The organism is Nonomuraea sp. NPDC003709 (genome assembly GCF_040610775.1).
In the GTDB taxonomy this organism is placed as follows: domain Bacteria; phylum Actinomycetota; class Actinomycetes; order Streptosporangiales; family Streptosporangiaceae; genus Nonomuraea; species Nonomuraea angiospora_A.
Genome location: NZ_JBEXMW010000021.1, coordinates 156347 through 175453 on the forward strand (window position 1 = coordinate 156347; position 19107 = coordinate 175453).

18 protein-coding genes are annotated in these 19107 nt (G+C 70.1%); 8 read left to right on the top strand and 10 right to left on the bottom strand.

What is annotated here, in order from left to right:
* Positions 1–45: 45 nt before the first annotated feature.
* From yjfF to ABZX61_RS47110, 4 genes are all read right to left on the bottom strand, one after another.
* Entirely contained in the window at positions 46–1029 is a 984-nt protein-coding gene (yjfF, locus tag ABZX61_RS47095) for a galactofuranose ABC transporter, permease protein YjfF (RefSeq protein ID WP_350741728.1), read from the bottom strand.
* Entirely contained in the window at positions 1026–2039 is a 1014-nt protein-coding gene (locus tag ABZX61_RS47100) for an ABC transporter permease (RefSeq protein WP_355204847.1), read from the bottom strand. Before ABZX61_RS47100 ends, yjfF begins: the two co-directional genes overlap by 4 nt.
* A complete protein-coding gene (locus ABZX61_RS47105; protein WP_355204850.1) occupies positions 2036–3547 on the bottom strand; it encodes a sugar ABC transporter ATP-binding protein in 1512 nt (503 codons plus the stop codon). Before ABZX61_RS47105 ends, ABZX61_RS47100 begins: the two co-directional genes overlap by 4 nt.
* A gap of 222 nt (positions 3548–3769) precedes the next feature.
* Entirely contained in the window at positions 3770–4741 is a 972-nt protein-coding gene (locus tag ABZX61_RS47110; protein ID WP_355204853.1) for an ABC transporter substrate-binding protein, read from the bottom strand.
* Between the two features lie 348 nt (positions 4742–5089).
* Between ABZX61_RS47110 and ABZX61_RS47115 the strand changes: the two genes are divergently transcribed.
* Positions 5090–8497, top strand: coding sequence for an alpha-L-arabinofuranosidase C-terminal domain-containing protein (locus tag ABZX61_RS47115; RefSeq protein WP_355204855.1), 3408 nt, complete (start codon positions 5090–5092; stop codon positions 8495–8497).
* Between the two features lie 39 nt (positions 8498–8536).
* Here the strand turns inward: ABZX61_RS47115 and ABZX61_RS47120 are convergent, their stop codons facing one another.
* A complete protein-coding gene (locus ABZX61_RS47120) occupies positions 8537–9286 on the bottom strand; it encodes a metallophosphoesterase (protein WP_355204858.1) in 750 nt (249 codons plus the stop codon).
* Positions 9287–9364: 78 nt separating this feature from the next.
* Here ABZX61_RS47120 and ABZX61_RS47125 point away from each other — a divergent pair, with 78 nt between their 5' ends.
* The 3 genes from ABZX61_RS47125 (at position 9365) to ABZX61_RS47135 (ending at position 12652) form a co-directional block, all read left to right on the top strand.
* A complete protein-coding gene (locus ABZX61_RS47125) occupies positions 9365–10831 on the top strand; it encodes a PLP-dependent aminotransferase family protein (protein ID WP_355204861.1) in 1467 nt (488 codons plus the stop codon).
* Positions 10832–10882: 51 nt separating this feature from the next.
* Complete coding sequence (locus ABZX61_RS47130) at positions 10883–11086, top strand: DUF4236 domain-containing protein (protein ID WP_355204864.1); 204 nt, start codon at positions 10883–10885, stop codon at positions 11084–11086.
* A 102-nt stretch (positions 11087–11188) separates the two neighbouring features.
* Positions 11189–12652: a pyridoxal-dependent decarboxylase gene (locus tag ABZX61_RS47135; protein WP_355204867.1), complete on the top strand. Its 1464-nt coding sequence runs from the start codon at positions 11189–11191 to the stop codon at positions 12650–12652.
* 34 nt (positions 12653–12686) lie between these two features.
* On the opposite strand, the gene ABZX61_RS47140 is transcribed toward ABZX61_RS47135, so the two are convergent.
* Positions 12687–13631 (bottom strand): WYL domain-containing protein, encoded by a 945-nt coding sequence (locus tag ABZX61_RS47140; protein WP_355204870.1) that lies wholly within the window; start codon positions 13629–13631, stop codon positions 12687–12689.
* A gap of 90 nt (positions 13632–13721) precedes the next feature.
* Here ABZX61_RS47140 and ABZX61_RS47145 point away from each other — a divergent pair, with 90 nt between their 5' ends.
* Complete coding sequence (locus ABZX61_RS47145) at positions 13722–14111, top strand: VOC family protein (protein ID WP_355204873.1); 390 nt, start codon at positions 13722–13724, stop codon at positions 14109–14111.
* Between the two features lie 9 nt (positions 14112–14120).
* Here ABZX61_RS47145 and ABZX61_RS47150 read toward each other — a convergent pair whose 3' ends face one another.
* Positions 14121–14552: a GNAT family N-acetyltransferase gene (locus ABZX61_RS47150; RefSeq protein ID WP_355204876.1), complete on the bottom strand. Its 432-nt coding sequence runs from the start codon at positions 14550–14552 to the stop codon at positions 14121–14123.
* A gap of 198 nt (positions 14553–14750) precedes the next feature.
* Here ABZX61_RS47150 and ABZX61_RS47155 point away from each other — a divergent pair, with 198 nt between their 5' ends.
* Positions 14751–15851: an SGNH/GDSL hydrolase family protein gene (locus ABZX61_RS47155; RefSeq protein WP_355204879.1), complete on the top strand. Its 1101-nt coding sequence runs from the start codon at positions 14751–14753 to the stop codon at positions 15849–15851.
* A gap of 9 nt (positions 15852–15860) precedes the next feature.
* On the opposite strand, the gene ABZX61_RS47160 is transcribed toward ABZX61_RS47155, so the two are convergent.
* Positions 15861–16607 carry a hypothetical protein gene (locus ABZX61_RS47160; protein ID WP_350740588.1) on the bottom strand — a complete coding sequence of 249 codons (747 nt, stop codon included), beginning with the start codon at positions 16605–16607 and terminating at the stop codon, positions 15861–15863.
* Positions 16594–17106 carry a SigE family RNA polymerase sigma factor gene (locus ABZX61_RS47165; RefSeq protein WP_350740591.1) on the bottom strand — a complete coding sequence of 171 codons (513 nt, stop codon included), beginning with the start codon at positions 17104–17106 and terminating at the stop codon, positions 16594–16596. The genes ABZX61_RS47160 and ABZX61_RS47165 overlap by 14 nt, the downstream gene beginning before the upstream one ends.
* A gap of 131 nt (positions 17107–17237) precedes the next feature.
* Between ABZX61_RS47165 and ABZX61_RS47170 the strand changes: the two genes are divergently transcribed.
* A complete protein-coding gene (locus ABZX61_RS47170; protein ID WP_355204883.1) occupies positions 17238–18170 on the top strand; it encodes a hypothetical protein in 933 nt (310 codons plus the stop codon).
* A gap of 54 nt (positions 18171–18224) precedes the next feature.
* On the opposite strand, the gene ABZX61_RS47175 is transcribed toward ABZX61_RS47170, so the two are convergent.
* The gene (locus ABZX61_RS47175) at positions 18225–18407 is read right to left on the bottom strand and encodes a hypothetical protein (protein WP_185078139.1); all 183 of its coding nucleotides are present in this window, start codon (positions 18405–18407) and stop codon (positions 18225–18227) included.
* 148 nt (positions 18408–18555) lie between these two features.
* Between ABZX61_RS47175 and ABZX61_RS47180 the strand changes: the two genes are divergently transcribed.
* Complete coding sequence (locus ABZX61_RS47180; protein ID WP_355204886.1) at positions 18556–19107, top strand: TlpA disulfide reductase family protein; 552 nt, start codon at positions 18556–18558, stop codon at positions 19105–19107.

Sequence of the window (19107 nt, forward strand, 5' to 3'; positions counted from 1 at the left end):
GCGCGCATAACCTACCGGAAACTTTCAGGTAACTTTCACCGCAGGTCAGCGCCTCGCACGGGCCGAAAACAGGCGCTGCAGCAAGATGAAGACGAAGAGCAACATTCCGATGAAGATCTTGGTCCACCATGAGGACAGTGTCCCCTCGAAACTGATGATCGTCTGGATCAGGCCCAGCACGAGCACCCCGAGGACGGTGCCCAGCAGGAAGCCGCTGCCGCCGGTCAGCAGGGTGCCGCCGATGACGACCGCCGCGATCGCGTCCAGCTCCATGCCCACGGCGTGCAGCCCGTAGCCGGAGAGCATGTAGAACGACAGCAGCACGCCGCCCAGCGCCGAGCAGAACCCGCTGATCGTGTAGACCGCGATCTTCGTCCGGCCCACGGGCAGCCCCATCAGCAGCGCGGACTGCTCGCTGCCGCCGGTCGCGTACACCGCGCGGCCGAGCCGGGTGTAGTGCAGCACGTACGCCGCCACCAGCACGACCACCACGGCGACGATCACACTGGGTGATATCCACATGTCGGCGAACAGGTCGATCCTCGCCTGCGCGAACGCCGTGAAGGTGGGATCGTTGATCGGGATCGAGTCCGTGCCGATCGTGTAACACAGCCCCCGCGCCAGGAACATGCCCGCCAGCGTCACGATGAACGGCTGGATGTCGAAGGCGTGCACGATGTACCCCATCACCAGCCCCAGCCCCGACCCGATGACCAGCACCAGCGGGATCACCAGGTACGGCGGCCACCCCGGCCCCGCCATGAGGCTGGCCGAGATCATCGTGGACAGCGCCACCACCGACCCCACCGACAGGTCGATGCCCCCGGTCAGGATCACGAACGTCATCCCGACGGCCACCACCAGCAGGAAGGCGTTGTCGATGAAGACGTTGAGCACCACCTGCCCGCTGGCGAACCCCTCGTAGCGGATCCCGCCGACCACGAACATGGCCAGGAACAGGCACCCGGTCACGAGGACCGGCAAATACTTGGCGGGCACGCTCGCCCGCCCGATCGTCAGCGTGCTCATGTGGTCACTCGCACCTTCTCCTCGGCCACCGGACCGGCGGGCGCGGCGCGGCCGCGTCTGCGGAACGCCTTCTCACGGAAGGACGGGGACTGGATGAGGCAGACCGCCGTCACGACCAGCGCCTTGAACAGCAGCGTGGTCTCCGGTGGCACGCCGATCGAGTAGATCGTCGTGGTCAGGGTCTGGATGATCAGCGCGCCCAGCACGGTGCCGCCGAGCGAGAACCGGCCGCCGGACAGCGACGTGCCGCCGATCACGACGGCCAGGATGGCGTCCAGCTCGATCCACAGGCCGGCGTTGTTGCCGTCGGCGCTGGAGACGTTCGAGCTGATCATCAGCCCGGCCACGCCCGCGCACAGGGCGGCGAACGCGTACACCATGATGATGATCCCGCGTGCCCTGATGCCCGCCAGCCGGCTGGCCTCGGCGTTGCCGCCGACCGACTCGATCAGCATGCCCAGCGCCAGCCGCCGGGTGAGGAACGCGGTGATCGCCAGCACGCCGAGCACGATGATGATGCCGAACGGCACGGTCAGCCAGTAGCCGCCGCCGATCACCTTGTACGCCGGGCTGTTGACGGTGATGATCTGCCCGTCGGTGATGAGCTGGGCCAGGCCGCGCCCGGCCACCATGAGGATGAGCGTGGCGATGATCGGCTGGATGCCGACGGTCGCGACCAGGAACCCGTTCCAGGCGCCCAGCACCAGGCAGAGCCCGAGCGCGGCCGCCACGGCGGTGAACACGCTCGCGTCCTCGCTGATCTGCAGGCAGGCCAGCGCGCCCGAGATCGCCACCACCGAGCCAACCGACAGGTCGATGCCGCCGGTGGCGATGACCAGCGTCATCCCGAGCGAGACCAGGATCAGCGGGGCGCCGAAGCGCAGGATGTCGATCAGGCTCCCGTACAGGTGGCCTTCCCTGACCTGGATCGAGAAGAAGCTGGGCGTGAAGAACACGTTCAGCGCCAGCAGCAGTACGAGGACCACCACCGGCCAGAGCAGCCGCCTCATGAGGTCCGGCCTCCGCTCGCGATCGTTTCCATGAGCACGTCCGTCGTGAGCTCGTCGTCGTTGGGCAGCTCGGCCACCAGCCGCCGGTCGCGCAGCACCTCGACCTTGTGGCTGAGCCGCAGCACCTCCTCCAGCTCGGCCGAGATGAACAGCACCGCCATGCCGCCGTCGGACAGTTCGGCCACCAGGCGCTGGATCTCGGTCTTCGCCCCGACGTCGATGCCCCGGGTGGGCTCGTCCAGGATGAGCAGGCGCGGCTCGAGGATGAGCCATCTGGCCAGCACGACCTTCTGCTGGTTGCCGCCGCTGAGGTTGCGTACGAGGTGCTCGGGGTTGGGCGGGCTGATCTTCAGGGCCTTGACGTACCTGCCGACCAGCTCGTCCTGCTGCTCGCGCGGCACCGGCCTGGTCCAGCCCCTGGTCGCCTGGAGGGCGAGGATGATGTTCTCGCGCACGGTCAGGTCGGGGATGAGGCCGTCGGCCTTGCGGTTCTCGGAGCAGAACGCGATCTTGTGGTTCATGGCCGCGCGGGGCGTGCGCAACGACGCCGGGGTCCCGCTGACCGCGAGCTCGCCCGTGCCCGCGTGGTCGGCGCCGAACAGCAGCCGCGCGATCTCCGTACGGCCGGAGCCGAGCAGCCCGGCCAGGCCCACCACCTCGCCCTCGTGGATCGTGAGCGTGAACGGCTCGATGGCTCCCGGCCGGCCCAGCTCGCGCGCCTCGACCAGCGGCCGGTCGAAGACCTTGGCCTCACCGTGCAGCCGTTCCAGCGCGGCCAGCTCCTGGCCGATCATCTTGGCGACCAGCTCGACCTGCGGGAGCCGATCGGTGAGGTACTCGCCGACGAGCCTGCCGTTGCGCAGGATCGTCATGCGGTCCGAGATCTCGTAGATCTGGTCGAGGAAGTGGGAGACGAAGAGGATGGCGATGCCCTCCTCCTTCAGCCGCCTCATCACCCGGAAGAGCTGCTCGACCTCGTCGGCGTCCAGGCTGGAGGTGGGCTCGTCCAGGATGAGCACCCTCGCCTCGATGTCGATCGCCCGCGCGATGGCCACCATCTGCTGGACGGCCAGCGAGTACGTCGACAGCGGCGCCGACACGTCCACGCTCAGCTCCAGCCGGGACAGCAGCTCGGCGGCCCTGGTGCGCATCCGTTTCCAGTCGATGCGGCCCCTTTTCCGGGGCTCGCGGCCGATGAAGATGTTCTCGGCCACCGAGAGGTTCGTGCAGAGGTTGACCTCCTGGTAGACCGTGCTGATGCCGGCCTGCTGCGCCTCCAGGGGGCTGCCGAACGCGACGGGCGCCCCGCCCAGCTCGATGGTGCCCGCGTCGGCGGGGTGGACGCCCGTGAGCACCTTGATCAGGGTGGACTTGCCCGCGCCGTTCTCTCCCATGAGCGCGTGCACCTCGCCCGGTAGCAGCCGCAGGTCGACGCCGTCCAGGGCCTTCACGCCAGGGAACTGCTTGCCGATCCCGCTCATCGTCAGGACCGGCGCGGGTGTGACCATGTCTCTCCTCATATGGCAGGAAAACCGCCGCCTTGCCTCGTCACTACGCCTCCCTTGCGCCCCGGTCCAGGGCCCGGAGGCGTCCAGAAGGACGGCCGCGCCCCCGCACCCCGGCTGGTGGAAGTGCCCAGGACCCCAGCCGGAGTACGGAGGCGCTTTCGCCGCTCCCTCCATCCCAAGGGACCCCGGCCGGAGTACGGAGGCGCACAGCCGGAAGGCGGGTCAGTACTGGCGGGAGGAGAGGACCTGCTTGGCCTGCTCCTGCGTGAACGTGGTCTCCTCGGTCACCACGCGGGCCGGCACCTGCTCACCCTTGACGACCTTCTTGGCCAGGTCCATGAGCTGCGGGCCGAGCAGCGGCGAGCACTCGACGATGTAGTTGATCTTCCCGTCGGCGAGCGCCTGCATGCCGTCCTTGACGGCGTCCACGGTGATGATCTTGATGTCCTTGCCGGGCACCTTGCCCGCGCCCTCGATGGCCTCGATCGCGCCCAGGCCCATGTCGTCGTTGTGGGCGTAGAGGACGTCGATGTCCGGGTTCGACTTCAGGAAGGCCTCCATGACCTCCTTGCCCTTGGCCCTGGTGAAGTCGCCGGTCTGCGAGGCGATGATCTTGAACTTGGGATCGGCCCCGATGACCCCCTGGAAGCCGGACTTGCGGTCGTTGGCCGGGGCCGAGCCCGTCGTGCCCTGCAGCTCGACGATGTTCACCGGGTCCTTGGCGTCCTTGTACTCGTTCACCAGCCACTGGCCGGCCTTCTTGCCCTCCTCGACGAAGTCCGAGCCGAGGAAGGTCTTGTAGAGGGAGGTGTCCTTGGAGTCCACGGCCCGGTCGGTCAGGATGACCGGGATCTTCGCGTCCTTGGCCTCCTTGAGCACCGTGTCCCAGCCGGACTCCACCACCGGCGAGAAGGCGATGACGTCCACCTTCTGCTGGATGTAGGAGCGGATGGCCTTGATCTGGTTCTCCTGCTTCTGCTGGGCGTCGGAGAACTTGAGCGTGATGCCCGCGGTCTTGGCCGAGTCCTGCACGGACTTGGTGTTCGCGGTACGCCACCCGCTCTCCGCGCCCACCTGGGAGAAGCCCATGGTGATCGAGCCGCCGCCACCGCCACCGCCGCCACCGCTGCCGCACGCGGTCATCGACATCGCGGTCAAACCGGCGAGAACCAGAGCCGAGATCCTCTTTAACACGTGGGGGGTCCCTTCTGATGTTCGCGCTAACATCCCAGAGCGGGACGCCTGCGCCTTCCTGCCTTGCGGTACGGCATACGCACCAGCCGCGCTGGTCCCCGAGGGCGTTGCCGACGCCTACCTTTTCGATGCGCTGAGGATGCTGACGAGCGTCTTGAAGTGCTTGGTGAGCTCGCCCCGACTGTGAACGTTAACAACCGGTCTCGTCAAGGGGCCGCCTGATTACGGTCGGATCACACGGGCTGGGCCTTGACGAGGGTCTGGGCCAGTCCTTAACTTGTCGCGGATCGCCGTTGTTAACGCTCACTTGCCTTGTTAACGCTAACAACCTTGAGGAGCCCCCCGCTCATGACGCGAATCGCCTTATCCGCCCTGCTCCTGGCGGCCTCGCTGGTGGCGCCACCGCCGGCGACCGCGGCGGCCTCGCTTGCCGAGCCCATCCCGGACGGCGCGGTGGTCGACCAGTTCGACGGCACCACGCTCGGCGAGGACTGGACGGTGTTGTCGCCGGACAGCTCCCGCTGGTCGCTGTCGGGCGGCGCGCTGCGCGTGGAGAGCCTGACCGGCGACATGTACCAGGGCACCAACACCGCCAGGAACCTCTTCCTCGTGGACGTCTCCGCCGGCGACTTCGAGGTGGTCACCAAGCTGAGCGCCCCGGTCGCGCTGGACTACCAGAGCGCGGGCCTGCTGGCCTGGCAGGACTGGGACAACTACGTACGCGCCGGGCTCGCTCACGTCGGGTCCGCGGGCGGGCCGGTGATCGAGACGGACACCGAGGTCGGGGCCTCGTTCAACGCGAGCTTCGCGGCCCGGCCCGGCTCGACCGGCGAGATCGTCAAGCTGGCCAGGACCGGGGACGAGTTCGTCTCCTCGTACTGGGACGGGTCAGCCTGGGTGCAGGCGGCCAAGGTGAGCGCGAAGCTGGACGTCAAGCAGCTCGGCCTGTTCGCGCTGTCGGCGCAGAACGGCACGTCGATGACGGCGGCGTTCGACTACATCGCGATCAAGGCGAGCGAGGGCAGGCCGGTGGTGCCGTCCGGGGCGTTCACGCTGCGCTCCGGCTCGCTGCCGTACCTGTCGGCCGGCCCGTCGGGGGTGGTGCGGGCGTCGGCGAAGGCGGGGATGACCAGCCTGGCCCTCACAGCCACGGCCGCCGGTGACGGCGTGACGCTGAAGGACGTGGCGAGCGGCGAGTTCCTGCGGGTCGCCGCCGGAAAGGTGCGGCTGGGCGGGACCGCGTCGGTCTTCCGGCTCAAGGACGCGGGCGGGGGCAAGGTCGTGCTCTCCTCGGGCGGCCAGAACATCTCCGTCGGCGACGGCACCCTGGTCGTGGGGAGCGCGATCACGAAGTTCAGGGTCGAGGGCTACAGCTCGGGCAAGCTGGCCGTGGACACCGGGGCCAAGGGCACCGAGGTCAGCCCCGACCTCTACGGGGTCTTCTACGAGGACATCAACCACGCCGCCGACGGCGGGCTCTACGCCGAACTGGTGCAGAACCGCTCGTTCGAGTTCAACAGCGTGGACGAGCGCTCCTACACGGGCCTGACCGCGTGGTCCAAGGCCGAACGCGGCGCCACCGCCGAGCTCGCAATCGGCGCCGACCGGCCGCTGAACGCGAACAACCGCAACTACCTGCGGCTCGACGTGACCGGCGACGGCACCGCGGGCGCGAGCAACGCCGGGTTCAACCGCGGCATCCCCGTGAAGCAGGGCAAGCGGTACGACGTGTCGCTCTGGGCCCGGCGTGACGCGGCGGGGCCGCTGACGGTCTCGGTGGAGAGCGGCTCCACCGTGCTCGGCACGGCCACGCTGCGGGTGAAGGCCGGCGGCTGGACGAAGTACACCGCGTCGTTCACGGCCTCGGGGACGACGGACGCGGGGCGGCTGGTGGTGCTGGCGCCGGGCGGCCGGACCGACCTGGACATGGTGTCGCTGTTCCCGCGTGACACGTTCAAGGGGCACGGCATGCGGACGGACCTGGCCAGGATGGTCGCGGGCCTGAAGCCCAGGTTCCTGCGCTTCCCCGGCGGGTGCGTGACGAACGTCGGCACGTACGACCCGTACGCGGACAACCAGGACCGGCGGCGCATCTACCAGTGGAAGGAGACGATCGGCCCGGTCGAGGAGCGGCCGACCAACTTCAACTTCTGGGGCTACAACCAGTCCTACGGCCTCGGCTACTACGAGTACTTCCAGTTCGCCGAGGACATCGGGGCGCGGGCGCTGCCGGTGCTGTCGGTGGGCGTGAACGGGTGCGGCGAGAACCGGCCACTGACCGACGAGGCCAAGCTGGCCCGGTGGGTGCAGGACACGCTCGACCTGATCGAGTTCGCCAACGGGCCGGTCACCTCGGAGTGGGGCGGGAAGCGGGCCCGGCTCGGGCATCCGAAGCCGTTCGGGCTGGAGTACATCGGGCTCGGGAACGAGGAGATCTACCCCGAGTTCTTCGCGAACTACCCGAAGTTCGCGGACGCCATCAGGGCCAGGTACCCGGACGTCAAGATCATCAGCAACGCGGGGCAGACGTCGCAGGGCGCCTGGTTCGACCGGATGTGGCAGTTCGCCCGCGACCAGAAGGCCGACCTCGTCGACGAGCACTACTACAACAGCCCGGAGTGGTTCCTGACCAACAACCACCGCTACGACGCCTATGACCGCGGCGGGCCGAAGGTGTTCGTGGGCGAGTACGCCTCGCGCGGCAACACGTGGCACAACGCGCTGGCGGAGGCGTCGTACATGACGGGCCTGGAGCGCAACTCCGACGTCGTGCGGCTGGCGTCGTACGCGCCGCTGCTGGCCAACGTGGACTACGTGGACTGGACGCCGGACCTCATCTGGTTCGACAACGACCAGGTCTACGGCTCGCCGAACTACTACGTGCAGCGCCTCTTCTCCGCCAACGTCGGCGACCGGGTGCTGCCCAGCACCTTCACGGGCGAGGGCAGGACGGTCGAGGACATCGGCGGCGCGGTGGGGCTCGGCGCGTGGAACACCGCCGTCCGGTACGACGACGTGCAGGTCACCGCGGCCGACGGGACCACGCTGCTGGCGGACGACTTCTCGGCCGGAGCCGGCAGGTGGACCCCCGGTCTCGGGACCTGGGCCGTGCAGGACGGCGCCTACGCGCAGACCGCCCAGGTGACGGACGCCAGGTCCACGGCGGGCTCGGCCGGCTGGTCGAACTACACGATGGAGGTCACCGCCAGGAAGACCGCCGGGGCCGAGGGCTTCCTGATCATGTTCGGGGTCAAGGACACCGGCAACTTCTACTGGTGGAACCTCGGCGGCTGGGGCAACACCCAGTCCGCCATAGAGAAGGCCGCCAACGGCGCCAAGTCGTCGATCGCCACCTCCGCCACCACGATCGAGACCGGCCGCGACTACCGGGTCAAGATCCAGGTGAGCGGGCGGCGGATCACGACCTGGCTGGACGGGCAGAAGATCAACGACTTCGTGGACGACGCCGTCGTGGAGCCGCTCTACCAGGTGGTGTCCAGGGACGGGAAGTCCGTGACGCTCAAGGTCGTCAACGTGCAGGACACGTCCGTCCGCGGCAGTGTGGACCTCGGCGCGGCGCGGTTCCGGCCGGTCGCCACGGTGACCACGCTGACGGGCTCGCCGTCCGACACGAACTCGCTCTCCGAGCCGGAGCGGGTGGCGCCGGTGGAGCGGCAGGTGCACGGCTTCTCCTCGGCCTTCACCTACGACTTCCCCGCGCACTCGGTGACGTTCGTACGGCTGACCGAGCGATGACGGCGCGGGCGGGCCTCCTCCTGGAGGCCCGCCCGGCGGCTACGCGACGACCCGGTAGTGCGTGGTCATCCGGCCCGTGTCGTCGAGCACGTGGAACGCGATCGCCGGCGGGAGGTCGTAGTCCGCGCAGTTGGCGAACGTCGTGCCGCCCTCCCACGGCAGCTTCAGCGTGGACACGACGCCGGGGGCGGCCAGCAGCGGGCGGCCGGCGAAGGTGGTGGCGGCGCCCGTGTGGGCGTGGCCGACCAGCACGGCGGGCACGTCCGGATGCCGCCCCAGCAGCTCTCCAAGAGGCTCGGACCGGTGCAGCCTGATGCCGTCGACCACCTGGCTGTGCAGCAGCGTGGGCGGGTGGTGGAAGGCCACGAACACCGGCCGGTCCGCGCCCGCGAGCACGTCGTCCAGCCAGGCCAGCGTCTCGTCGTCCAGGTGGCCCGAGTCCTCGCCGGGGATGGAGGAGTCGCACATGGCGTAGACGGCCCTGTCCGTGCGCAGGACCTGGTTGATCGGGCCCGCGCCGCCGCTCCGGTCGCCCAGCAGGACGCGGCGGAACTGCTCCCGCACGTCGTGGTTGCCCGGGCCGACCAGGACGGGGTGGCGGGAGGAGAGCAGCTTGCGCGCCTCCTCGTACTCCTCGGGGAGGCCGTGGTCGGCGATGTCGCCGGTGACGAGCACGGCGTCGAGGTCGGCGGGGAGCGCGTCGAGGTAGCGCATGACGGAGGTGGCGCGGTCGACGCTCTGGGGCGTCGCGCCGATGTGGATGTCGCTCAGGTGAGCGATCACGATCATGTTGACGTCGTCCTTCCGGGTTCTGCCTGCTCACCTACCGTAGGCCCCGGTACCGGACCATGCGTAAGATCCGGTTCTGTGCGGAAAGATTGGGCCGGTTTCGGGGTGGACCTGCATCTGGAGGTCTCCACCGGCGGCGGGCGGCGGCGCGGGCTGGAGGAGGCGCTGCGGCAGGCGGTCCGGGACGGGCGGCTGCCGCGCGGCACGCGGCTGCCTTCGACGCGGTCGCTGGCGGCGGAGCTGGGGCTGTCGCGCGGCACGGTGAGCGCGGCCTACGACCAGCTCGTCGCCGAGGGCTACCTGGCCACCCGCCCGGGCTCGGCCACCGAGGTCGCCGACGTGTCCCCCACCCCATCGTCCCGTCCGGAACCGCCGTCCGAGCCCTCCCCGGGGCCGGGCCATGACCTGCGGCTGCCGACCGGACCCTCTGCGGCACCGCTTTATGACCTGCGGCTGCCGGCCGGACCCTCTGTAACGCCGCTCCATGACCTGCGGCCCGGGCAGCCCGACCTGTCGGCGTTTCCGGCGCGGGCGTGGTTGCGGGCCACCCGGCACGTGCTCTCCACCGCACCCGCCGAGGTCCTCGGCCCGTGCGACCCGCGCGGCCGGATCGAGCTGCGGGCGGCACTGGCCGGCTACCTCGCCAGGACGCGCGGGGTGATCACCACGCCGGACCTGATCGTGGTCACGACGGGGTTCGTCCAGGCGCTCAACCTGCTCGTCCAGGTGATCGACGGCCCGATCGCCACGGAGGAGCCGGGGCACGACTTCTACCGCGAGGTGCTGCGCCGTGCCGGGCGCGAGACCGTACCGCTGCCCGTGGACGGGCTGGGCGCCCAGGTGGACACGCTCACCGGCGCCACCGCGGCGGCCGTCGTCACGCCCGCGCACCAGTACCCCACGGGCGTGCCCCTGCACCCCGCCCGCCGCCGCGCGCTGCGCGAGTGGGGCGGGCTCGTCGTGGAGGACGACTACGACGGGGAGTTCCGCTACGACCGGCAGCCGGTCGGCGCGTTCCAGGGGACCGCGCCCGATCGGGTCGTGTACGTCGGCACCACCTCCGAGTCCCTCGCCCCGGCCCTGCGCCTGGGCTGGATGGCGGTGCCGCCCTCCTTGATCGGCCCCGTGGCCGAGGCCAAGCTGCACACCGACACCCACACCGAGGTGCTCGGCCAGCTCGTGCTGGCGAGGCTGATCGAGACCCACGACTACGACCGCCACATCCGCGCCGCCCGCCTGCGCTACCGCCGCCGCCGCGAGCTGCTGCTTGCCCGGCTCGGCCCCGGGCCCGGCCAGCCGCTGCCCGGCGTCGCTTTGCCCGGGGTGGCCGCGGGGCTGCGCGCGCTCCTCCTGCTCCCGGAGGAGGGTCCCGCCGAAGGGGACCTGCTGGCCGAGTGCGAGCGCAGGGGCATCGCGCTGCGCGCCGCCTCCCCGCTCTGGCGCGGCGACGGCCCCGGCGGCCTGCTCGTCGGGTACGCCGCCGCGTCCGAACGCGCCTACCCCCACGCCCTCGAAGCCCTGGCCCGAGTACTCGCCGGAACCTGACGGCGGCCCCGTCCGTTGTCAGAGTGAGCGCACAAACGGCGAAGGAGGGACATGGGCTGGCACTACCGCAAGACCATCAAGGTGGGCCCGTTCCGGATCAACCTGTCACGTCGCGGCGTCGGCCACAGCTACGGCAACCGCCGCTTCCACGTCACGACCACTCCCGACGGCCGCCGCCACGTCTCCGTGCACCTGCCCGGCGGCTTCCACCTCGGCAAGTCGTTCGGCGGCCGGCGCCACCGCGGACATTACTGACCCAAGGCGGTCGATCGACCGCTCGACATAGACAGGCCGGAGGCGGCAAAGCCTCCGGCCCGTCCCCTTTCCCGACGCCCGCCAGGCGATCAGAGTGGTCGGATGAGCGGTCACATGAGCCCCGAGGAGTTCCGCCGCCACGGCAGGCAGGTCGTCGACTGGATCGCGGACTATCTCGCCGGCATCGAGTCCCATCCCGTGATGTCCCAGGTGAGACCGGGGGACATCCGCCGCGCGCTGCCGGCCGCGGCGCCCGAGCACGGCGAGCCGTTCGAGGCCGTGCTGTCGGACCTGGGGCGGATCCTGCTGCCCGGCATCACGCACTGGCAGCATCCCGGCTTCTTCGCCTACTTCCCCTCCAACGCCAGCGGCCCGGCCATCCTGGGCGACCTGCTGTCCGGCGGGCTCGGCGTGCAGGGCATGCTCTGGGTGACCAGCCCGGCGTGCACGGAGCTGGAGACGGTGGTGGTCGACTGGCTGGCCGGGCTGCTCGGCCTGCCGGAGCATTTCCGTACGGACCGGGCGGGCGGCGGCGTCATCCAGGACTCGGCGTCGAGTGCCTGCCTGGTCGCGCTGCTGGCCGCGCTGCACCGGGCGAGCGGCGGCCGGGTCGCCTCCGACGGCGTCACCCGGAGGTACACGATCTACGTGTCGTCCCAGACGCACTCGTCGCTGGAGCGGGCGGCCCGGATCACGGGGCTGGGGGCGGCCGGCGTACGGGTGGTGGACGTCGATCCCCGTACGCTGGCCATGGACCCCGGCCACCTGCGGACCCTGCTGGACCAGGACGAAGCGGACGGCGCCGTGCCGGTCATGGTGTGCGCCACCGTCGGCACCACCTCCACCACCGCCGTCGACCCGGTGCCCGCGATCGGCGAGCTGTGCCGCGAACGCGGGATCTGGCTGCACGTGGACGCGGCCTACGCCGGGGTCGCGGCGATCTGCCCCGAGCTCCGGTGGCTGAACGAGGGCGTGGCCGAGTACGCCGACTCCTACTCCACGAACCCGCACAAATGGCTGCTGACCAACTTCGACTGCACCCTGCTCTGGACGGCCGACCGCGCCCCGCTGCTCGACGCGCTGTCGGTCATGCCCGAGTTCCTCAGGAACCCCGCCACCGCGACCGGCTCCGTCGTCGACTACCGGGACTGGCAGGTGCCGCTGGGCCGGCGCTTCAGGGCGTTGAAGCTGTGGTCGGCGATCCGCTGGTACGGGGCCGAGGGGCTGCGCGCGCACATTCGCAAGGGGGTGGCGCTGGCGCAGGAGCTGGCGTCGTGGATCTCCGCGGACCCGGGCTTCGAGGTGCACGAGCCGCACCCGCTCGGGCTCGTGTGCTTCCGCCCGGTGTGGCCGGGCCTGGCGGCGGACGAGGCGGACCGGGCCACGATGCGGCTGCTGGAGCTGCTCAACGCCGGCGGGTCCATGTACATGACGCACACCAGGATCGATGACCGGGTGGTGCTGCGGATGGCCATCGGCGGCGTGGCGACGGAGCGGCGGCACGTGGAGCAGGCGTGGGAGCAGATCCGGTGGGAGCACGCGGCCCTGTCGGCCACGCTCCCCTGACGGCTCAGGCCCTCACAGCTCAGGCCCTCACAGCTCAGACGCGGTAGCGCTCCACGAGCTCGGACCCGATCCTGGCCAGCTGGACCCTGACCTCCTCCGGCTCCACGACCTCCACCGTCGCGCCCCATCCGGCCAGCTGCTCGGCGATCGACAACGCCATCGGCGCCGCCACGCGTGCCCTGACCCGCCCGTCCTCCTCGACGCGTTCGACCTCGCAGTGGCGCCCGAACTGGTGGCGCAGCACCGGCAGGAACCGCTCGGCGATGAGCACGGTCGCGGACAGCAGCGAGCGCCGCCGCTCCATCTCGTCCACGACCTTCCCCCACGCCTCCGACAGCACGAACCCCTCCGGCCGCTCGAAGGTCAGCTCCGTCACCTCGGCCTCGGCGATCCGGTCCACCCGGAACGTGCGCTGCCCGGCCTCGGTGCCGGCGATCAGGTACCAGACGTCGTCCTTGTCCACCAGGCCCCAGGGGTCGACGAGCCGGTGCGTACGTTCGCCGGAGCGGCCCTCGTACCCGAGCCTGACCTTGCGGCGTCTCACGGTGGCGCTCTGCAGGACCCGCACCAGCTCGGGCCGGTCGGGGTCGCGCTCGCCCCAGCCGGTGGGGTCGATCACCACGGCGTCGGCGGCGGCCTCGGCGTCGTCCCTGAACGTCTGGGGCAGGGCCCGCACCAGCTTGCGCAGCGCGGACTTGACCTCGGGTGTGGCGGACGCGGCCGGGCCGGCCAGCAGGAACAGCGCCTCGGCCTCGTTGGCGGTGAGGCCGCTGAGGTCGGTCCTGGCGCCGCCCAGCAGGGACCAGCCGCCCCCGCGCCCGGCCTGCGGATATACCGGCACGCCCGCCGCGGACAGCGCCTCGAGGTCCCGGCGCGCGGTGGCCACGGACACTTCCAGCTCCGCGGCCAGCTCGGCCGCGGTCACCCGGCCGCGCGACTGCATGAGCAGCAGGACGGCCACAAGTCGATCGGCTCGCATGGCTGGAAATTCTCCTCATTAAAGTGCTCATTGGATGAGCACTTTGACCGGAAGAATCATAGACATCACCCGGAAGGAAGGACCACACAGATGCTCCGCGGATTCGCCACGATCAGCTTCTACGCAGCCGACCTCGAGGCGGCCAAGGCCTGGTACACCGAGCTGCTCGGCATCGAGCCCTACTACCAGGTGCCGGGCTACATCGAGTTCCGCGTCGGCGACCACCAGCACGAGCTGGGCATCATCGACGCCCGCTTCGCCCCGGCGGGCGCGACCGACGGGCCCGCCGGCTCGATCACGTACTGGCACGTGGACGACCTGGAGGCCGCCCTCGACCGGCTCGTCACCCTGGGGGCCAAGGAGCACCAGGCGATCAGGCAGCACGGCGAGGGGTTCGTCACCGCGTCCGTGATCGACCCGTTCGGCAACATCCTCGGCGTCATGTACAACCAGCACTACCTGGACGTGCTCGCCAAGTGACGGGGCCGCTCAGGAGTTGTCGACCTTCAGCCCGAAGGCCGACAACCCCTGCTCGTGGTGCTCGATCAGGCCCATCCGCCGGTAGAAGGCATGGTTGGCGACCCCTTCGGGGGTGGACTCGTGGTCGGTGGTCAGCACGAAGTAGCGGCAGTGCGCGTACCGCTCCTTCAGCCGCTCCAGCAGCAGCCGGCCGATCCCCTGACCGTGGGATCTCCTGTTGACGAGCAGTTCCTGCACGTAGCAGACCATCTCGTCGTCGGACACCGTCCGGGCCAGGCCGAGCAGCCGCCCGTCCGCGTCCCTGGCGACGAGGACGAGATGCGAGTTCACCAGGCTCCGGCACACCTTGGCGATGTCGCGGGTCCAGGGCTGCCAGCCGACCGAGTCGTACAGCTCGAAGATCTCGGCCTCGTCGAACGACGTCTCCTGAGCGATGCTCACCACTTATGGGACTCCCCTGTATAAAGTCGACGCTTTCCAGCCTATTCGGGCCGCCGGATTCGGGAGAGTGTGGTTAGTTTCAGGATCCGTTCATCGGGCTGACGGTGAAAGGCCTGGTCGGCGCACAGGGGGCGGAATCAGATCTTGCGGCATCCGGGCAAGCGCTCGTTACAATCGCCCAGCCGCGAAGGAGAAGCCGTGCGAACTGTGCGTGTGACCGTAGTCCTGGCCGCGTTGACGGGTGCCCTGGTGCTGCCCGGCGTCGCGAGCGCGACCCCGTTGTCCGGCGCCATCGCCAAGGTGCACACCGCCGGACGCGTCAAGGCCGGCGGGGACTCCCTTCAGTACAGCTGGCCCGGCGTCTACTTCGAGGGCCGCTTCCGCGGCACCGGCGTCGGGATCGTCCTCGACGACTCCGACAACGACTACGAGGTCGAGGTCGACGGCTCGACCGTCGCCACCCTGGTGACCCCGGGCCGGACCACGTACTGGGTCAACGGCCTGACCCGGGGCGTGCACCGCGTACGGCTGGTCAAACGCACCGAGAGCCCGTGGGCCACGAGCGCCTTCGGCGGCTTCGTCGCCGCCCCGGGCGGCGCGATCCTCGGCAGGCCCGCCGCGCGCCACCGGCAGATCGAGTTCATCGGCGACTCCTACACCGTCGGCTACGGCAACCGCTCCGACAGCCGCGACTGCACCACCGACAAAGTCGCCCGCACCACCGACGCGAACCTCAGCTTCGGCGCCCTCACCGCGCGCCGCCTGAACGCCGACTACCAGCTCAACGCCTTCTCCGGCCGCGGCATGGTACGCAACTACAACGGCAGCGACCCCGGCACCGACTACCGCACCTACTACGACCGGGCCCTGCTGAACGTCGCCGGCGACGTCTGGCAGAACCCGGGCACCTGGCATCCCCAGCTGGTCGTGATCGGCCTGGGCATCAACGACTTCTCCACCGCCATCAACCCGGGCGAACCGTGGACGCCGGACACTCTGGCCGCTGCTTATCGCACCGCATACCAGGGCTTCCTCGACAAGCTCCGGTCACGGTACGGCCCCCGCACGACCATCGTGGTCAGCGCCACCCACATGTCCAACACCACCGTGTTCGCCGAGCTCGCGCGGCAGATCGTCCAGGAGCGCAACAGCAGGGGCGACGACCGGATCCGTTACTGGTACTACAGCGAATCCGGCCTCGACTACCTCGGCTGCCACTGGCACCCGTCCGTCCACGACCACCGGATCATCGCCGACCGCCTCGGCGAGTTCATCGCCACCCTCCCGCTGCGCTGGTAGCTCAAGCCCCTAGTCGGCGGCGGTGAGCCCTTCGGCGATCTTGATCAGCTCGCGGTCGACGGCCTTGGCGTCGCGGAATTTCTTCACGTACACCGGGCTGAACATGATCTCGGCCCTCCGCTGCTCGCCCATGTTCAGGAAGAGCGTGGGGGTGCCCTTCATGCCGTCCTCGCCGACCCCTTCGACGATCAGGTATCCGGTCCGGTCGCCGACGGTCACCTCCTCGCCCTCCCCCTCGTCGCGGTGCACCTGCACGCGGTCGTCGACCTCCTGGACGGTCTTGCCCTCGTACACGTAGATCTGGACGCAGTAGAAGCCGGTCTTGTCGCCGTCGTAGTTCCACGAGGTCGTGTAGCTCTCGCCGAAGTCCAGCGACCAGTTGGACCACCGCAGGCCGTCGGGCAGGTAACCCACCCTGACGTGCTTGAACGCCCTTCCGTCGCCCAGGTCCCCGAGGTTCGGGGGCTCGGACCGCACCGGCGGGGTGTCGTCGATGGCGGGCGGACCCAGCGTCTCGGAGGCGGATGGATCCGGCGTCTCGGAGACGACGGACGTCTGCACGGCGCCCGGGGCCGCCGTCAGGTAGAGGGGCACCGCCGCGGCCACGGCCAGCGACGTGGCCGCCGTCGCGATCCGGCCGCGGATCCGCTTCCGCCGCGAGGACCGGACGACCCGCTCCACGAGGTCGGGCGCGGCGTGCAGTCGCGCGGTCTCCTCCGCCATGATCTGGCGGAGCTGGTCCTCAAGCATGGGCATTCCCGATCACTCCTTCCACGGCTTCCTCGCCGAGTGCCGTCCGCAGCTTGGCCATCGCCTTCGACGCCTGACTCTTCACCGTGCCGAGCGTGCAGCCGAGCACCTCCGCGGTCTGCGTCTCGCTGAGGTCCTCCCAGTACCGCAGGACGACCACCGCGCGCTGCCGGGGAGGCAGGCCGCGCAGCGCGTCCATGAGCACGTGACGCAGGTCGACGTCGGTCGAGCGGGCCGCTCTCTCCGGCGGCACGCGCATCGGGATGATGTGCAGGATCGCCCGGCGCCGGGCCCGGCTGATGGCGGTGTTGATGATGACGCGGCGCACATAAGGCTCGACGGTGTCGCGCCGCACCCGGTCCCAGTTCTTGTACGTACGCTCCAGCGCCGTCTGCAGCAGGTCCTCCGCCTCCGCCTCGTCTCCGCAGGCGAGATAGGCGACCCGCAACAGGGTCGTGGCCCTTGCGGCCACGAACGCGCCGAAGTCATGCTCCGCGCCGCTCACGGCTGTCTGTCCAGTTTCACGCCTCCTAATACGCCTCGGCCGCTCCAAACAGTTGCCAAGCGCCCGCGGGCAACCTTGCCCGGCGCCCGGGCGTATTTGAGGACATCGAACCGGATTTCTGGAGGAAGCACATGAAGCGCGCGACCGCACCGGCCCGGCCGCTGATCGCCCTCGGGGCCGGCCTGGCCGCCGTGGGCACCGCCGCCCTGCTGGGTCTGCCGAGCCTCACCAAGGCACCGGAGGCCCGGCTCACGGCCGCCGCGTCGGCTCCGCCGGAGGGTGCGTACTGGCATACGAGAGTGCTGTCGCAGCGCCCAGAGCCCCGTCAGGTCGGCAGCGGCGCGAACCGCTACTCGGTGGTCCAGCAGTCGCTCACCGAGGAATGGACCGCGCCCGACGGCAGACGCTGGGTCGGATCGCGGGAGCTGGGGGCGTACCCGCAGAGCGCGGCGGACCGCGCGGCGTGGCGCCGCGACGGCTCCCCCACCAAGTGGACCCGCACCGCCAACGGCCAGACCGTGTCGCTGTCCACCACGCCCACCAAGGGCCACGTCACCCCCGTACGGCGTGACAACACGTTCTTCCTGATCGGGCAGCGGCTGACGTACGACGAGGTCCAGCGGCTGCCCGCGAACCCGGACGCGTTGAAGTCCTGGCTCGCGCAGGCCGCGCGGGTCTCACAGGTGCCGGAGAACGGCGTGGACAGGTACGTCACCTCGGAGCTGCCCATGCTGCTCCACCAACTCCCGGCGCCGAAGGAGGTCCGTGCCGCGGCCTACCAGGCCCTGCTGACGATGCCCGGCGTCAGCTCGCGCGGAAAGTCCGTGGACGGCACCGGCAGAACCGGCGCGGCCGTCTCGATCGGCTATGAGCCGGCCGGCCAGAAGAAGGAGACGATCAAGGTCACGACCGACCTGGTCGTCGACACCGGCACGATGCTCCTGCTGTCCGAGAGCCAGACGACCTTGAAGGACGGCAAGGTGTTCCCGAACAAGACCATGACCCAGACCGTGCTCCAAGCCGGCTGGACCAACGCCGAGCCGGCCGTGCCCGCCCTGCCGTAAGGCGGACGGAACAGGCGCGAAGGCCCGTCCGGACGGGCCTTCGCGCCTACGCGGTCATCGGCAGCGCGGGTCCAGGCACTGGGCGCACGCGATCACGCCGCTCCCGCTCCGGAACTTGCAGATCTGGAAGTCGCAACACCCGATCCACTCCGGGGGAGGAGCGTACGCCGCCGCCTCGGCCCTCGGCACCACCAGGCCGAGCATGAAATCGCTGACCTTGCCGAACAATCTGTTCATTCCCGCCTCCAAGCGGAACGCCGACGGTTCTCGGAGCCGACCGTAGAGAGGCCGCCGATCGGGCCGATACACGAGTGCGTATGCGGGGCCTATCGCCGCGGTTCCTAGGGTTCCGATGCCCGGCCACGGCGAAAGGGAGAGGACCCCCATGTCAGGTCTCGTCGCGATCCTTGCGTTCGTCAGCGTGCTGACGGTGCTCAATCTGCTGCTCACGTTCGGTGTGATCCGGCGGCTCCGCGAGCACACGGAGCTGCTCGCCGGCCGGGCGACCCCGATCACGGGCGAGGCACCCTCTCTGCCGGTGGGCAGCCAGGTCGGGGACTTCGCCGCCACCACGACCGACGGGGAGCCGGTCGCGCGGGCGCTGCTCGCGGGCGACACCCTCGTCGCCTTCCTGACGCCCGGCTGCGAACCGTGCGAGGAAAGCCTGCCCCACCTCGTCGAAACCGCGAAGAAGTGGCCGGGTGGCAGGCAGAACACCCTGGTGGTCGTCATCGGCAAACGCGACCGCGCCACCGAGTACGTCGAGCGGCTGACCCCCGTGGCGAGGGTCGTGGGCGAGGCGCCCGACGGGCCGATCGCCACGGGGTTCGGCGTGACGGCGTACCCGCTCTTCGGGGTGGTGGACTCCTCGGGTCAGGTGCTCCGATCCGAGTCGGCCCCCGCCGCGCTGCTGCCGCACGACGTCGCAACGGCCTGA

Bases quoted from the DNA above. Each gene is read 5' to 3' on its own strand.
- ABZX61_RS47180 (WP_355204886.1), top strand. From the start codon at position 18,556: ATGTCAGGTCTCGTCGCGATCCTTGCGTTCGTCAGCGTGCTGACGGTG.
- ABZX61_RS47120 (WP_355204858.1), bottom strand. From the start codon at position 9,286: ATGATCGTGATCGCTCACCTGAGCGACATCCACATCGGCGCGACGCCC.
- ABZX61_RS47135 (WP_355204867.1), top strand. From the start codon at position 11,189: ATGAGCGGTCACATGAGCCCCGAGGAGTTCCGCCGCCACGGCAGGCAG.
- ABZX61_RS47170 (WP_355204883.1), top strand. From the start codon at position 17,238: ATGAAGCGCGCGACCGCACCGGCCCGGCCGCTGATCGCCCTCGGGGCC.
- ABZX61_RS47100 (WP_355204847.1), bottom strand. From the start codon at position 2,039: ATGAGGCGGCTGCTCTGGCCGGTGGTGGTCCTCGTACTGCTGCTGGCG.
- ABZX61_RS47160 (WP_350740588.1), bottom strand. From the start codon at position 16,607: ATGCCCATGCTTGAGGACCAGCTCCGCCAGATCATGGCGGAGGAGACC.
- ABZX61_RS47105 (WP_355204850.1), bottom strand. From the start codon at position 3,547: ATGGTCACACCCGCGCCGGTCCTGACGATGAGCGGGATCGGCAAGCAG.
- ABZX61_RS47145 (WP_355204873.1), top strand. From the start codon at position 13,722: ATGCTCCGCGGATTCGCCACGATCAGCTTCTACGCAGCCGACCTCGAG.
- ABZX61_RS47115 (WP_355204855.1), top strand. From the start codon at position 5,090: ATGACGCGAATCGCCTTATCCGCCCTGCTCCTGGCGGCCTCGCTGGTG.
- yjfF (WP_350741728.1), bottom strand. From the start codon at position 1,029: ATGAGCACGCTGACGATCGGGCGGGCGAGCGTGCCCGCCAAGTATTTG.
- ABZX61_RS47130 (WP_355204864.1), top strand. From the start codon at position 10,883: ATGGGCTGGCACTACCGCAAGACCATCAAGGTGGGCCCGTTCCGGATC.
- ABZX61_RS47175 (WP_185078139.1), bottom strand. From the start codon at position 18,407: ATGAACAGATTGTTCGGCAAGGTCAGCGATTTCATGCTCGGCCTGGTG.
- ABZX61_RS47140 (WP_355204870.1), bottom strand. From the start codon at position 13,631: ATGCGAGCCGATCGACTTGTGGCCGTCCTGCTGCTCATGCAGTCGCGC.